The organism is Roseibium sp. 10G30-5 (assembly GCF_055809635.1).
Genome location: NZ_CM147918.1, coordinates 268,325 through 282,536, shown reverse-complemented (window position 1 = coordinate 282,536; position 14,212 = coordinate 268,325). Strand labels below are relative to the sequence as shown.

The 14,212-nt window shown below is 56.4% G+C and carries 13 protein-coding genes and 1 pseudogene; 10 read left to right on the top strand and 4 right to left on the bottom strand.

Going from position 1 to position 14,212, the window contains the following annotated elements:
• Positions 1 to 127: 127 nt before the first annotated feature.
• Positions 128 to 451, top strand: coding sequence for a heat shock protein HspQ (gene hspQ / locus AC0L7U_RS01510; protein WP_473693254.1), 324 nt, complete (start codon positions 128 to 130; stop codon positions 449 to 451).
• 147 nt (positions 452 to 598) lie between these two features.
• On the opposite strand, the gene AC0L7U_RS01505 is transcribed toward hspQ, so the two are convergent.
• Positions 599 to 1,225 carry an invasion associated locus B family protein gene (locus AC0L7U_RS01505; RefSeq protein WP_473693252.1) on the bottom strand — a complete coding sequence of 209 codons (627 nt, stop codon included), beginning with the start codon at positions 1,223 to 1,225 and terminating at the stop codon, positions 599 to 601.
• A gap of 533 nt (positions 1,226 to 1,758) precedes the next feature.
• Between AC0L7U_RS01505 and AC0L7U_RS01500 the strand changes: the two genes are divergently transcribed.
• The 5 genes and pseudogenes from AC0L7U_RS01500 to AC0L7U_RS01480 all read left to right on the top strand — a co-directional run bounded on the left by AC0L7U_RS01500 (position 1,759) and on the right by AC0L7U_RS01480 (position 7,207).
• Positions 1,759 to 3,519 carry an extracellular solute-binding protein gene (locus tag AC0L7U_RS01500; RefSeq protein ID WP_473693250.1) on the top strand — a complete coding sequence of 587 codons (1,761 nt, stop codon included), beginning with the start codon at positions 1,759 to 1,761 and terminating at the stop codon, positions 3,517 to 3,519.
• A gap of 99 nt (positions 3,520 to 3,618) precedes the next feature.
• On the top strand, positions 3,619 to 5,169 hold the full coding sequence (locus tag AC0L7U_RS01495) for an AMP-binding protein (protein WP_473693248.1): 1,551 nt from the start codon (positions 3,619 to 3,621) through the stop codon (positions 5,167 to 5,169).
• A gap of 22 nt (positions 5,170 to 5,191) precedes the next feature.
• Positions 5,192 to 5,863, top strand: coding sequence for a hypothetical protein (locus tag AC0L7U_RS01490; protein ID WP_473693246.1), 672 nt, complete (start codon positions 5,192 to 5,194; stop codon positions 5,861 to 5,863).
• Positions 5,769 to 6,413 carry a PleD family two-component system response regulator gene (locus AC0L7U_RS01485; RefSeq protein ID WP_473693244.1) on the top strand — a complete coding sequence of 215 codons (645 nt, stop codon included), beginning with the start codon at positions 5,769 to 5,771 and terminating at the stop codon, positions 6,411 to 6,413. Before AC0L7U_RS01490 ends, AC0L7U_RS01485 begins: the two co-directional genes overlap by 95 nt.
• A gap of 131 nt (positions 6,414 to 6,544) precedes the next feature.
• Positions 6,545 to 7,207 (top strand): annotated as a pseudogene (locus AC0L7U_RS01480) (DsbA family oxidoreductase).
• 124 nt (positions 7,208 to 7,331) lie between these two features.
• Here the strand turns inward: AC0L7U_RS01480 and eno are convergent.
• Together eno and kdsA are read right to left on the bottom strand one after the other, a co-directional pair.
• On the bottom strand, positions 7,332 to 8,606 hold the full coding sequence (gene eno / locus AC0L7U_RS01475; RefSeq protein WP_473693242.1) for a phosphopyruvate hydratase: 1,275 nt from the start codon (positions 8,604 to 8,606) through the stop codon (positions 7,332 to 7,334).
• Positions 8,607 to 8,771: 165 nt separating this feature from the next.
• Entirely contained in the window at positions 8,772 to 9,614 is an 843-nt protein-coding gene (gene kdsA / locus AC0L7U_RS01470) for a 3-deoxy-8-phosphooctulonate synthase (RefSeq protein ID WP_473693240.1), read from the bottom strand.
• Positions 9,615 to 9,998: 384 nt separating this feature from the next.
• On the opposite strand from kdsA, the gene galU reads away from it, so the two are divergent.
• From galU to AC0L7U_RS01450, 4 genes are all read left to right on the top strand, one after another.
• Positions 9,999 to 10,892, top strand: a complete 894-nt coding sequence (gene galU, locus AC0L7U_RS01465) for a UTP--glucose-1-phosphate uridylyltransferase GalU (RefSeq protein WP_473693238.1) — start codon at positions 9,999 to 10,001, stop codon at positions 10,890 to 10,892.
• A 137-nt stretch (positions 10,893 to 11,029) separates the two neighbouring features.
• Positions 11,030 to 12,340 (top strand): nucleotide sugar dehydrogenase, encoded by a 1,311-nt coding sequence (locus tag AC0L7U_RS01460; RefSeq protein WP_473693236.1) that lies wholly within the window; start codon positions 11,030 to 11,032, stop codon positions 12,338 to 12,340.
• 143 nt (positions 12,341 to 12,483) lie between these two features.
• Positions 12,484 to 12,768 carry a DUF4864 domain-containing protein gene (locus AC0L7U_RS01455; RefSeq protein ID WP_473693234.1) on the top strand — a complete coding sequence of 95 codons (285 nt, stop codon included), beginning with the start codon at positions 12,484 to 12,486 and terminating at the stop codon, positions 12,766 to 12,768.
• Between the two features lies 1 nt (position 12,769).
• Positions 12,770 to 12,925: a DUF4864 domain-containing protein gene (locus tag AC0L7U_RS01450; RefSeq protein WP_473693232.1), complete on the top strand. Its 156-nt coding sequence runs from the start codon at positions 12,770 to 12,772 to the stop codon at positions 12,923 to 12,925.
• A 102-nt stretch (positions 12,926 to 13,027) separates the two neighbouring features.
• Here the strand turns inward: AC0L7U_RS01450 and tgt are convergent, their stop codons facing one another.
• Positions 13,028 to 14,212: a tRNA guanosine(34) transglycosylase Tgt gene (tgt, locus tag AC0L7U_RS01445; RefSeq protein ID WP_473693230.1), complete on the bottom strand. Its 1,185-nt coding sequence runs from the start codon at positions 14,210 to 14,212 to the stop codon at positions 13,028 to 13,030.

The window sequence follows — 14,212 nt, the reverse complement described above, 5'->3', positions numbered from 1 at the left end:
GGCTCGATAAAGTTGCCCCTGTTTTTTCTATTCAACTCTCAGAGCGCAAAGGCGGCGCTCCCGGAGATGAAATCTAGGACACTTTGAAAAGTGTTCGTCTATTTATTGGGTGTTCGCGGGTTTAGGTATGCGTCAGGCGAAATACAATATTGGTCAGGTTGTTCGTCACAAATATCACACGTTTCGCGGGGTGATATTTGATGTGGACGCAACATTCAGCAACACAGACGAATGGTATTATGCCATCCCCGAGGATGTGCGCCCCTATCGGGATCAGCCATTTTATCATCTGCTCGCCGAGAGCGACGAGGGTGAATACATCAGTTATGTGAGTGAGCAGAACCTCGAGATCGATCCAACCGGCGAGCCACTGCGGCATCATCAGGTGCGCGAGATCTTCGAAATCACGGCTGACGGCAATTACAAACGCCGCGAAGTTGATCTGCACTGATTGTCAAAAATGCCGAACGTTTGGCTCTTTGCCCCGTATTGATGCGACTGATTTTCTGACGTTACCATAAAAAAATGCTCGCAGGAGGTCTCCCGCGAGCGTTTTGTCGATACGACCTGCTTGTCTGAAACAGACGAGATCAATTCATCAGTTGCCGGAATCCTGCTCGCTCTTCTTCTGAGCGTCGATCAGTTTCTGGCGCGCTTCATTGGCGCGCTGCTGAAGCTGCGACTGCAACTTCTGCTGACGCTGCTTGAGAGCGGCCACATCCATCGGCTTGCCATCATAGCTGTCGGTAAAGCCGCTCAACGTCAGAGCCATCGGCACGGCCTTGGCCTGCTGATTAAGCGTCGTGATGATGAGCTTGCCGCCCTTCTTCATGCCGTTGATGAAAGTGTCGTCGATGACCATTTCGGCGTAACAGGCGTTCGGGAAACAGATGCCATACTTGGCCTGTTCCTGCTTGCCACTGTCGACCTGAACCCGCAGCCCCGGCTGGATCAGCATGCCGGTCGGCACAGCGATCAGCAGCGTCTTGCGTGCTTCACCTTCGATCTGGCGAACAGCCACAGAACTGAGGAACTGACCAGTGTTGGTGCGAAGTTCCTGTGTCACGAGGCAGATCTGTTTCTTGACCTTCGGATCGGTATTGCAGACCTTTACCCAAGGGGACTGACCCTTGCTGTCCTGCGCGGATGCCGTGCCTGCCCAAGAGGAGACTGTCAACGCGACCATAGCGCTGCCGATCAGGCCTCTCTTCATAAATTTATTCATTCGAACCATCCTCAGTCGTTCGTCTGCAATTCTTGATGCCGTACTTGAGCCAATTCACTAAGAAGTTCAAGTGGTCGTAGCATCTTGTGACCAACCGCACCCCACATGGGCGACGAATTGGGCAATACGGTGACCATATTGCAACGCGGTGTTTAAAAAAACACGCGTTGATGTCTCTGCACTTCGCAAAATAGACAATACAGCTACTGGTTTCATCTCTGAATAAGTGCCTCGGAGCTTGTGACAAGCTCCGCTTGCTTTTTGGCATATGATAGACTTTTAGCAGAATCAAGGTTTGATCAGCTTAGTGAGAGAGTAGCGGCTTGGCCCCTTTGCATTTTCATCTGCGTTCCAAAGCGGCTTTTCGCCGGTCAGCGCCTCTGCGCAGACTGTCGGGATCACTGCGGGCCTCCGGCCTCTTCGCGGGCATCCGATCGGTGTGCCTGAGCGCCGCTCTCTGTTTGGCAGCGCCCCTTGCCGCCCATGCGGATCAAACAGGCACGGTGCCGCCAAACGCAACATCTGAAAATCCGGTGCCTGCAAGCTATGCAATGGCCATGCACGGTAACCCTGCGATGCCTGCTGATTTCAAGCACCTTCCCTATGTCAATCCATCTGCGCCCAAAGGCGGGACGCTGAAGCTTGGCGTTCAAGGCACCTTTGACAGCCTCAACTCTTATATTGTTCAGGGTGGCTGGACCAGCGCCCGCGGCATGCACGAGCGCGAGTTCGGCAATAATGTCATCGAAAGCCTGATGGCGCGCTCATATGCCGAACCCTTCACCCTTTATGGGTTGTTGGCCGAATCTGTGCGGCTGCCTAAAGACCGCAGCTGGATCGAGTTCAAGCTGAACCCCAAGGCAAAGTTCTCAGATGGTACGCCCGTCACCGTTCAGGATGTTGCCTTTTCGCTCAAAATCCTCGCCGACAAGGGACGTCCGCCATTTTCCTCCTGGTACAAGCAGATCGTCAAATACGAATACCCGGCTAAAGGCACCATTCGCCTCGATTTTGCCAATGGCGACAATCGGGAGCTGCCCTTTCTGGTGGCCTTGGCTCCCGTGTTTTCAAAGACCCATACGGATGCGGCCACCTTTGACAAGTCGACCCTGACACCGCCGATTGGCTCGGGTCCTTATGTTTTTGACAAGATCGTTCCCGGTCGCCGGGTGATCTACAAGAAGAACCCGGATTATTGGGCCAAGGATCTGCCGATCAAGGCGGGGTTTGACAATTTCGATGTGATCCAGATCGATTATTTCCGCGATCAAACGAGCCTGCACGAAGCCTTCAAGAAAGGCCTTGTCGATGCTCTTGCCTATAACGAGCCGGTGCGATGGAAGACGGATTTCGATTTTCCAGCCGCCAAAGAGGGCAAGGTCGTTCAAGAGAATATCAAACTGGGTATTCCAGCGGATATGCGCGGCATTGCCTTCAACACTCGTCGCCCCGTCTTTTCAGATGCGCGTGTCCGGCGGGCGCTGTCGATGCTGTTTGATTTCAACTGGGTCAACCGGAATCTGTATTACGGGCTTTATACCCGTACTCAGGGGTATTGGGACAGCTCCATTCTGTCGTCCATTGGCAAGCCGGCTGATGCGAGCGAAAAACAGTTGCTCGCCCCCTATCCGAAGGCGGTTTTGCCCGTTGTCATGGCTGGAAAATGGCATCCGGCAGAGACCGATGGCTCAGGCCATGATCGCAAGGTGTTGCGTCAGGCCCTGCAACTCTTACAAGGCGCGGGCTATGCGTTAAAAGGACGCCAGCTCATCAACGTGGCCAGCGGCAAGCCCTTGAGCTTCGAAATCCTCACCAAGAACGAGGATGAAGAAAAGCTGGCGCTGGCCTATGCCCGCACAGCGCGCATGTTGGGCATCACCGTTGGCGTGCGTACACTCGACTCGGCCCAGTTTGAAGATCGGCGCACCAACCGCGACTTCGATATGGTGTTCAACACATGGACGGCCTCGCTGTCACCGGGCAACGAGCAATATGGCCGCTGGGGCTCAAACGCTGCGGATCTGAAAGGCTCTTTCAATTTTGTGGGCGCTAAAAGTCCGGCCATCGACGCAATGATCAAGGCGATGATCGAAGCGCGCTCGCAGGACGATTTCGTCAGTGCGGTGCGCGCTCTCGACCGTGTGCTGATTTCAGGGGCCTATGCCATTCCGCTTTTCCATGTTGCCGACGACTGGGTGGCGCATTGGAAGCGCGTTCAGTCGCCGGCCACGCACTCACTTTACGGGCACGAATTTGATACGTGGTGGTCTGCATCGACAGGCGACGGTCGTTGATATGCAAACGGGACAGGCAGAATGAAAGCAGTTTCCGACGCTCTCGCACAGCGATACCACGCCAAGGGATCCTGAGGTACCAAGACCCTGGATGATTTGTTGCGGGTTGCGGCCCGCACCAATCCCGAGCGGATCGCTGTCGTTGATGCCCCGGACCGGACCTCGTGGACCGGCGGCGAACCAAGGTCCCTGACCTACGCCGAACTCAGTGATGAAGTCGACCGTCAGGCCGCGTTTTATCGTGCGCTTGGCTTGCAGCCGGATCATGTTGTCGGCCTGCATGCGCCCAATACCACGGACATGGTGATTGCCTTTCTCGCCTCTATCCGATCCGGACTTGTGGTCTCACCGCTACCTTTGCACTGGCGCCAAAGCGACGTTCTGGCCGCGCTCAATGGCTTGGGAGCCAAAGGCCTCATCGCCGCGGATCGGGTCGAAACCCGCATGACAGCCAACACGGCCCGCGATGTGGCTGCCGACATCTTTTCCATGCGGTTCGTCTTCGGGTTGGGCAAAGACATTCCTGACGGGCTGATCGACGTCGGGCCGATGCTGGCAGAAATGGGCGATGAGCTGGCCTTTGAAGAATTGGATCGCAGCGATCCGGGGGATCACACCGTGACCCTGTCGTGGAACCGCTCCGGCACGCGGGATTTCCCCCTCAACCGGTCGCACAATCACTGGATTGCCGTGGGTCGAAATATCGTTGAGACAGCCGAGCTGCATGACGGCAGTCACCTGCTGGTGCCCTATTCCATGTCTGGCCTGACGGGCATCGGGGGCGGCCTCGTGCCCTGGCTGTTGTGTGCGGGAACACTGTTCCTGCATCATCCGCGCTCACTTGCCAATCTCGCCCGCCATGCCAATGACGTCGCCGCCGACTACGTGCTGACCCCCGGCCCGCTGGCACGCCAGCTTGATCGTACCATCCGCCCGCAAGACACACGCCTTGCCATTGTCTGGAATGTGTCAGCGCCGATGCCTGAAACCTTCAATCACAAGCATCCGATCATTGATCTGCATGTGGCCGATGAATTTGCCATGCTGGCCGAGCGCCGTCGCGGCGGCAACGGCAATGCCATCATTGGTCTGGGCGAACATGATTTCGCCAGCGGCACAGCGTTCCTCGAACTGGCGACAACGGGTTATAGCGCAGGTCAACCGGATGGATCAGCAACCGCCTTACTCGTCAAAGGAGCCAGTGTGCCAACGCCTGGCTGGGTGCTGTCCAAACTGCCCGAAGTACAGGTCAGCGACGACAAAGGCTTTGTGGCAACCGGCATTCAGGTCAACCGGGAAGCCGAAACAATCATTGGGTTTGGCGTTCCCGGCACCTATGCCGCAGGTGCCGGCGATCTGGAAGCCCTCGACGGTCTTTATGCCAAATTCCCCGGCCTGAGAGAGGCCGCCTGCTTTTTGGTTCAGGATGATGTCATCGGTTCGCGGATTTATGCCGCTCTTGTCCCAAATCATGGCACCATGCCGGACGCCAAGGCCTTTTTCGCCTTTCTGGATGCTGAGGGTATTGATCTGGCGAAAATCCCCTATCGGGTTCTTGTTCTGCAAAATCTGCCGCGCACTGAAGATGGAACTCTGGACCGTGAACGCCTGACATTGCGCACCCAGCGTCTGGCCACCAAGGTGGCATAAGCCACCAACACAGGATCCAAGAATGGACAAGACATCGTTGATCTGGAACGGCCCGGGATTGTGTATCGGGCAACCGTTCGGCGATGCTGTGACAGATTTTCTGCCCGATTGTCCGCTGATTGACCTTGAGGTGCTCCTGCAATCCGGCTCTCCCCTGGTTGAGAGCGGAGAACCGGAAAGCACAGAGCAGGCCTCGGCTTTTGTGTTACTCAATCTGGTTCATCTGGCTGAGTTGGGTCTTTCACCTGCCCAGTTTGCGACCCTTTTTGACAAGCTGTCGCAGGTGCCGTCACACGTTCCGGTCGTTGGCCTGAACGATGCGACAACGCCGGTGCCGGAGGGTCTGCGTGTTACCGCCCTTCTCAACAAAAACGTGTCTCCCGCAACGATCATCGAACGGATTTATACGCTTCAGCGCACAACGCTACGCTGGCAGGAAGCGCGCATTCGGCGGAAGGTTTTCGGCCGAGTGCCCAACTATGGCGTCGCGCCCCATCTGCGCGGACATGGCGGCATGCTTGTTATCGGTCAGGGGCGCAACTTTCATCGCTTGTCCAATCTGTCCAGTGATGCTTTTGCGGCGCATCCGATTGAGGTGATTGGCGCACCAGAACCAGAGCATTGGCGAAATTTATCTGGCGGAGCGTGGTTTCGATCTTTGTGTGCTCAATGCCGACATGCACGAAAATCATGAGGTGTTGTATCGTCTACGCGCCGACCCGCGCTTCAGTACGCTGCCTATTCTCGTCCTCACCGACACAGCAGCGGACGCTGGTTTCTATTTCAAGGCAGGCGCAAGCAACGTTATTCTGGCCAGTGAAGATGAGGCAACGCTGCGCCCCGCCATTACGACACTTCTGCAGGAAGGCAAAATGCGCCGTCTGGCGGACCGCCTGCTTGCAGAGAACCATCGGCTGCTCGCCAGTTACATCGAAAGCGGCGGTCTTCCGCGCAGCGAATTTGATTTGTATCTGCATCTCAGTGATGCGCAGCAAAAGCCGCTTGGGCTTGGCTCTCAGGTTGTGTCGCTGTTTCCGGAGAATTTCGAGGCCCCCAACATGGCAACACTTCTCTCCGGGGACCTTTATACCACCGTCCTTTCCATCGCCAATGCCACCTGCCGGGAGGAGGACCTCGTCGGTCTGGTTCAAGGGCTTGGGCCTGTTGCCGTGGTCAAAGACCCCAAGGCGCATGCGGCAATGCGCATGCGGATCAATGCTATCCTCAGCCACACCATGATGTGATCTTCTCCACCGGGCGGTATCGCTCGCCCCAGGGCCAATTTCAAAATCCGCAGTCAGTTTCGGTAATTGGCTCTTGAGACGGAAATGCGGTAAGACTGCCAGCGCTGCCCCTTGAATTCTGGAGTTTTCTCATGGCCAAATCCACAACCCCACTGACGATTGATGTCGTTTCCGATATCGTCTGTCCTTGGTGCTACATCGGCAAGAAACGCCTTGAGGCTGCGCTGGCTGAGGTGAATGATATTAATGTTACCCTGCGCTATCATCCGTTCCAGCTTGATGGCACTATTCCTGCGAAGGGAATTTCACGGCACGACTATCTCACCAACAAATTTGGTGACCAGAGCCGCATTGACCAGATGCATGAGACGGTTGCAGCGCAAGGTGACAGCATCGGTATTACTTTTGCTTTCGACAAGATCAAGATTTCGCCAAACACACTCGACAGCCATCGTCTGATCGCCTGGGCGGGTGAAGCGGACTGTCAGTCGGCGGTGGTCGAAGATTTGTTCGCAGCCTATTTCCTGCAAGGCAAGAATCTGGCCGATACATCCGTTCTGGCAGACATCGCAGCCCGTCATGGCTTTGATCGCAGACAGGTAACGACCTGACTTGATTCCGACAAGGACGTCGAAGCCATTCAGACCGAGGTCGACAAGTCACGTCAGATGGGTGTGTCCGGCGTGCCGTTTTATATTCTGGACCAGCGCTTTGCCCTCTCCGGGGCCGAACAGCCCGAAACTTTTGTTGCAGCTATCCGTCACGCAGAGACCACGGCCAGCGCGACGGCCTGATCACGGCCCCTCGACGAGGTAACGACAAAAGGCCCCGCTGATGACTTCGGCGGGGCCTTTTGTGTTCACAGCATTTTTTTACTGACGCCCTCGGCCCCAAAGGAGCCGAAGGCCATCAGTCAGATCAACGTTTCAGGATCGAGCGGCCGGCGAAAACAGCCTGCGGACCGAGTTCTTCTTCGATGCGGATCAGCTGGTTGTACTTGGCCAGACGATCGGAGCGCGACAGCGAACCGGTCTTGATCTGACCGCAATTGGTGGCAACAGCCAGATCAGCAATCGTTGCATCTTCGGTTTCACCCGAACGGTGCGACATGACGGCGGTGTAACCCGCCTTGTGAGCAGTTTCCACGGCGTCCAGCGTTTCGGACAGCGTGCCGATCTGATTGACCTTGATCAGGATCGAATTGGCGATGCCTTCGCTGATGCCGCGGTTCAGGCGCTTGGTGTTGGTCACGAACAGGTCGTCGCCGACAAGCTGGCACTTGTTGCCAACGAGGTCTGTCGTGGCTTTCCAGCCTTCCCAATCGTCTTCGGCCAGACCATCTTCCATGGAAATGATCGGGTAGCGATTGACGAGATCGTCGAGGTACTTGGCCATTTCGTCCGGAGACAGGCTCTTGCCTTCGCCTTCCAGCTCGTACTTGCCGTCCTTGAAGAACTCGGTCGCAGCCGCATCAAGCGCCAGATAGATGTCTTCGCCCGGCGTGTAGCCAGCCTTTTCAATGGCCTTCATGACAAAGCCGATGGCTTCATCCGTGCTGGCGAGGTTCGGTGCAAACCCGCCTTCATCGCCAACATTGGTGTTCTTGCCGGCATCGGCGAGAAGCTTCTTCAGCGTGTGGAAGGTTTCCGAGCCCATGCGCACGGCTTCGGCGATGCTCGACGCACCAACCGGCATGATCATGAATTCCTGAAAATCGATCGGGTTGTCAGCATGTGCGCCGCCGTTGATGATGTTCATCATCGGAACCGGCAACGTGCGTGCGAACGAGCCACCAACGTAGCGATACAGCGGCAGGCCACAGGCCTGAGCCGCAGCGCGTGCGGTCGCCAGAGAGACGCCAAGAATGGCGTTTGCACCAAGACGGCTCTTGTTTTCGGTACCGTCGAGTTCAATCATCTTCTGGTCGATGGTGAGCTGATCTTCAGCTTCCAGGCCAGCCAGTTCGTTCAGAATGTCACCATTGACGGCTTCAACAGCCTTGAGAACACCCTTGCCCTTGTAACGGTCACCGCCATCACGCAGCTCGACCGCCTCATGGGCGCCCGTCGAGGCACCTGACGGCACTGCGGCGCGTCCAAAGGAACCGTCTTCCAGGAAAACATCAACTTCAACGGTCGGATTACCGCGGCTGTCGAGGATTTCACGCCCAACGATATCAATAATGGCGCTCATGATTCACTCCTTTTTCCGGCCGAATACGGCCCGTATGCTTCAAGTCATCTACTTGACGTATCCCACCGCGAACCCGAAACGGGAGGCGTCGGGCAACGGTGGGGTGCGGGAACGCGTCCCGCAGGAAAGAGACCACGTCAATGTGACGAGATCTCAACATTTCAATCAGACAGCGCGTGCGGCCTTCACCACAGCATCAATGTCCTTGAGTTCCTTCAACAAGGCGCCGAGGTCTTTCAGCGCGATCATGTTGGGACCATCTGAAGGCGCGTTGTCCGGATCCGGATGCGTTTCAATGAACAGACCGCCCACGCCAACGGCAACGGCAGCGCGTGCCAGAACCGGAACGAACGTCCGGTCCCCTCCGGTCGAAGAACCAAGGCCGCCAGGCTGCTGTACAGAATGCGTGGCATCGAAGACAACGGGAGCCCCGGTCTTCGCCATGATCGGCAGCGAGCGCATGTCACTGACCAACGTGTTGTAGCCAAAGCTTGCGCCACGTTCTGTCAGCAGAATGTTGGCATTGCCAGATCCAGTCACCTTCTCAACGACATTTGCCATGTCCCAAGGGGCCAGAAACTGGCCTTTCTTGATATTGACGACGCAATTGGTCTTGGCTGCGGCCACGAGCAAGTCCGTCTGGCGGCACAGGAAGGCCGGGATCTGAAGAATATCGACGACGTCTCCGACAACCGCGCAATGATCGGGCGCATGGACGTCGGTCAGGACCGGCATGCCAAAGGTTTCCCGAATTTCGGCGAAGACCGGTAGAGCCTCTTTCATGCCGACACCGCGCTTGCCGGTCAGCGACGAGCGGTTGGCCTTGTCATAAGAGGTTTTATAGACAACCTGAATTCCAAGCCCGTCGGTGATTTCCTTGATTGCAGCGGCACATTCCAGTGCATGCGCCCGGCTTTCCATCTGACACGGACCGGCAATCAGGCTAAAAGGCGTGCTATTGTCGAAAGTGACATTCCCAACACGAACGGCGGAGTTAGGTTCAAGCATCTTTGTTCCCTAGTAGAGGCCGTGCTTTTGCAACGACAGGCTGAAACCTGCGAAGGTGCACGACATTTTGAACAGATCCATAGCCCGAATGGTCCGCACTCGCAATATTTGCGAACAACAATTCGCATGCTGACAAAAAGCCGCGCTGCTTTTTTGGGGACGATGCCTTATTGTGAAAGGGTTGACCATCATGCGGCCTGCTTTGCATTGAATTTACCCTCGCAAGCCTTGGTAAAATTTGGAACCACACAGGCCCGCTTGCATTAATGAGGTAGACGCGTCTTTCGTTTTACGCGGAAAATGTGTCGCCTATTCAAGAGTTTTATCAGGCCTTCGTTGCTTTCCCCACGCGCGGCTCTGAAAAAGGAAGACGGAAAAGTAGCTATGAGCAAACCCATCCGCAAAGCAGTTCTGCCAGTTGCAGGTCTCGGTACACGTTTCCTCCCGGCCACCAAGGCTGTTCCAAAGGAAATGCTGACTGTTGTTGATCGGCCGATCATTCAATACGTGGTGGAAGAAGCCCGTGCTGCTGGCATCGAGCACATCGTGTTCGTCACAGGCCGCAACAAGCATGTGATCGCGGATCACTTCGACCGTGCATACGAACTGGAAGATGTGCTCCAGGAGCGCAACAAGTTGGAAGCTCTTGAGCTTCTCGAAAAGCTGCGTCCGAAGCCGGGTTCCGTCAGCTTTACGCGTCAGCAGGCCCCTCTTGGCCTCGGTCATGCCGTGTGGTGTGCACGCGAGCTGATCGGCGACAATCCTTTCGCCGTGCTGTTGCCGGACATGATCATGAAGTCCGAACCGGGCTGCCTGAAACAGATGGTTGATGTCTATAATGAAACTGGCGGCAACGTCATTTCCGTTGAGGCTGTTCCGGAAGATCAGACCCAGAATTACGGCATCATTGAAGTTGACGGCGACCCCAAGGCGAAAACCTTTGGCATCACCGGCATGGTGGAAAAGCCGGAACCGAGCAAGGCCCCAAGCAATCTCTTCATCAATGGTCGCTACATTTTGCAGCCGGAAATCTTCGACCTGCTTGAAAATCAGGGCACGGGCGCTGGCGGCGAAATTCAGCTGACCGATGCGATGTTGACGCTCATGGGTCAGCAGAAATTCACCGGTCTGCGCTTTGAAGGTGAAACCTATGACTGCGGCTCCAAGGCAGGCTTCCTGAGCGCGAACATTGCTTACGCCATGGAAAACCCACAGCTTGCCAGTGAGCTTCTGCCGTTCCTGCAACAGTATCTTGGGCACAAGATCGCCGCAGAATAATCAGGTTCATCGCCGGATGGATCATTGCCCGGGCTTGCATAGGGCAGGCAATCGGGACTAGGACGATGCCGGACGGATCTTCACGATCCGTCCGGTTTTTTTTACGCTTGTCTCTCCCATCATGGACCCTTTGTATCATGTCAGCACAGCTTCAGGCCAAACCGGCCATCGCAGTCGTCGGCCTTGGCTATGTCGGCCTGCCCGTTGCCATCGGCTTTGCCAAGGCGGGTTATACCGTTACCGGCTTTGACATCAATGCAACGCGGGTCGCTGCCTTGCAGGCAGGCAACGACGTCACCGGGTCTGTTCAAGCCCCTGACCTTGATCAGACATCTCTGTCGCTCACAACGCGTGCAGAAGACATGTCCGCTTGCGACATCTTTATCGTCGCGGTGCCGACTCCGGTGGATCAGGCCAAGCACCCGGATCTGACACCGTTCGTCTCGGCGGCCAGGACCGTGGGCAGCATCATGCGACAGGGCGCAATCGTGGTCTTCGAATCGACCGTCTTCCCCGGCGCAACGGAAGACATTGCGGTCCCTGTTCTGGAGGCGGAATCCGGCCTGCGATTTGGCACGGACTTCGAGGTTGGCTATTCGCCCGAGCGGATCAATCCGGGCGACACAGAGCGAGATTTTGCCGATATCGTCAAGATTGTCTCCGGCAGCACACCTGAGACCACCCTCAAACTGGCAGACGTCTATGGCAGCGTTGTCACGGCTGGCATTCATATCGCGCCGACAATCAAGGTGGCGGAGGCGGCAAAAGTCATCGAAAACACGCAGCGCGATCTCAACATCGCCCTCATGAATGAACTGTCGATGCTGTTCCACGCCATGAACATCGACACGCGGGATGTGCTTGCCGGTGCCGCAACGAAATGGAATTTCCTGCCCTTCCAGCCCGGCCTTGTTGGGGGCCACTGTATTGGTGTCGATCCCTACTATCTGACCCACAAGGCGCATGAAATCGGTTTGACCCCGCAGGTCATCAGCGCCGGGCGCGGCACCAATGAAATGATGCCATCCTACGTGGCAGGCAAGATCATTCAGGAATGCGTCAAGCTGGGCCGCCGGATGCCGCCGAAAATCTCCGTCCTTGGTGTAACGTATAAGGCCGACGTGCCTGACACCCGCAATTCCAAGGTTGTCGATCTTGTCCGAGAGTTGGCAAGCTTCGGAGCCGACGTCAAAGTGCACGATCCAATGGCGGATGCAGCGCATGTCGCCTCAGAATACGGGCTGACGCTCTCTGGTCTTGATGAGCTTTCTGAAGCTGACGCAGTCGTCATCGCTGTGCCCCATCGCGCGCTGTTCAGTGGGGCTGCGCAAGACAATTGGGACCGGGTAACGGGCCTTCTGGGCAAAGGCACCTGCCTTGTTGCCGATTTGCCCGCGTTGCTTGATCGGGACTTGACCCCGGACGATGTGGATCTGTGGCGTCTGTAACTACGTCGAAATGGCAGGCGAAACCCTGCCTTTTCGCAGATGTGAGCCGATGTTTCATCTCATGAGAGATCTGCCAAGAAGTCAAAACCTTTAAAATGCGCTAGGCTGAATGATGCTTATCTGCAATCGGAGCCTTCAACGCCATGCCCTTTCGCAAAGCCGCTCGCCTCACATCTCTATCGCTTCTGACCGCCTTGCTGTTCGGCGTCACCAGTTTGCCAACGCTGGCCGCAGCCAAAGACAGCACGACCTTCCAATCCCTGATCCGCAGCCAAATGCAGGCGTTTGCCCGCGATGATGCGGCAACCGCTTTCTCGTTGGCAGCACCGGAACTGCGCCATCGCTTCGGTACGCCGGGACTGTTCATGCAAATGGTGCGCCAAGCCTATGCACCAGTCTATCGGTCGCGCAACCTGTCATTCGGCTAAGGTGAAAGAACAGAAGACCAAGGCAAGGCAACTCGTGTATCTGGAAGGGCCTCAAGGCAAAAGCTGGAAAGCGCTCTATCAGTTCGAACAACAACCGGATGGCTCTTGGCGCATTTCCGGCTGTATTCTGGCGCCGGATATAGGCGCTGCCGCCTGAATGTGACTGTGTGGCCTGACCTGGACAAAGCCCGTCCGAATGCCTTCGGACGGGGGGAGTAAGATTATTTACCGACCGCAGCGCGAAGGCTTCAAACACCGCTTACATGGCGTCAATATCGCCCCGCGCCCAATTGGCCTTGGTCTCTGCGTAGAAATCGGCGAACCGATCTTCTTCAATGGCATCGCGGATGCCTTGCATCAGAAATTGATAATAAGCGATGTTGTTCCATGTCAGCAGCATAGCTGCCAGCCCTTCGCCAGTGCGTACCAGATGGTGTAAATAGGCCCGACTGTAGACGCCGTTGGTCGCCTCGCACGAAGAGGCTTCATCAAGCGGACGCGGATCGTCTGCATGACGAGCGTTCTTGAGATTGACCTTGCCAAAGCGGGTATAGGCAAGGCCGTGACGGCCAGCGCGCGTCGGCATGACGCAATCAAACTGGTCGATCCCACGCGCAACGCTTTCCAGAATATCGTCCGGTGTACCAACCCCCATCAGATAACGCGGCTTGTCTGTCGGCATCACATCGGTCGTCACGTCCAGCATTTTGAGCATGACATCCTGAGGCTCGCCAACGGCCAGTCCGCCGACCGAATAGCCTTCAAATGGCATCTTCGTCAGGCTCTCCGCCGAGCGTATGCGCAGGTCCGGGACATCGCCGCCCTGTACAATGCCATAAAGTCCCTGCCCCTTGGCCGGTCCGCCCATGCTTTCAAACTGCGCGCGGGAGCGCTCGGCCCACCGCAGCGACAGTTCCATAGCGCGCTGTACTTCTTCGCGCGGCGCTGGCAGGCCGATACATTCATCAAGCTGCATCTGGATGTCGGACCCAAGCAATCCCTGAATTTCAACAGACCGTTCTGGTGTCAGGTGATAGCGGGCACCATCAATATGACTTTGAAAGCGAACGCCGGTTTCATCAAGCTTGCGCAATTGCGCCAGGGACATCACCTGAAAACCACCGCTGTCGGTGAGAATCGTGTGCGGCCAGTTCATGAACTTGTGCAAACCGCCCAGACGATCCACCCGCTCAGCAGTTGGTCGCAACATCAAGTGATAGGTATTGCCCAGAACCACATCTGCACCGGTGCTGCGAACATGACCCGGATACATAGCTTTGACAGTTGCCTGCGTACCAACCGGCATAAAGGCCGGCGTGCGAACGACGCCGTGTGGCGTATGGATTTCACCGCGGCGGGCCTTGCCGTCTGTTTTCAAAAGCTTGAAGGCAAATGGCTTGGGCGACGCCTGATCTGCGGCTGCGGCTGTGGTCTTGTCGGTCAT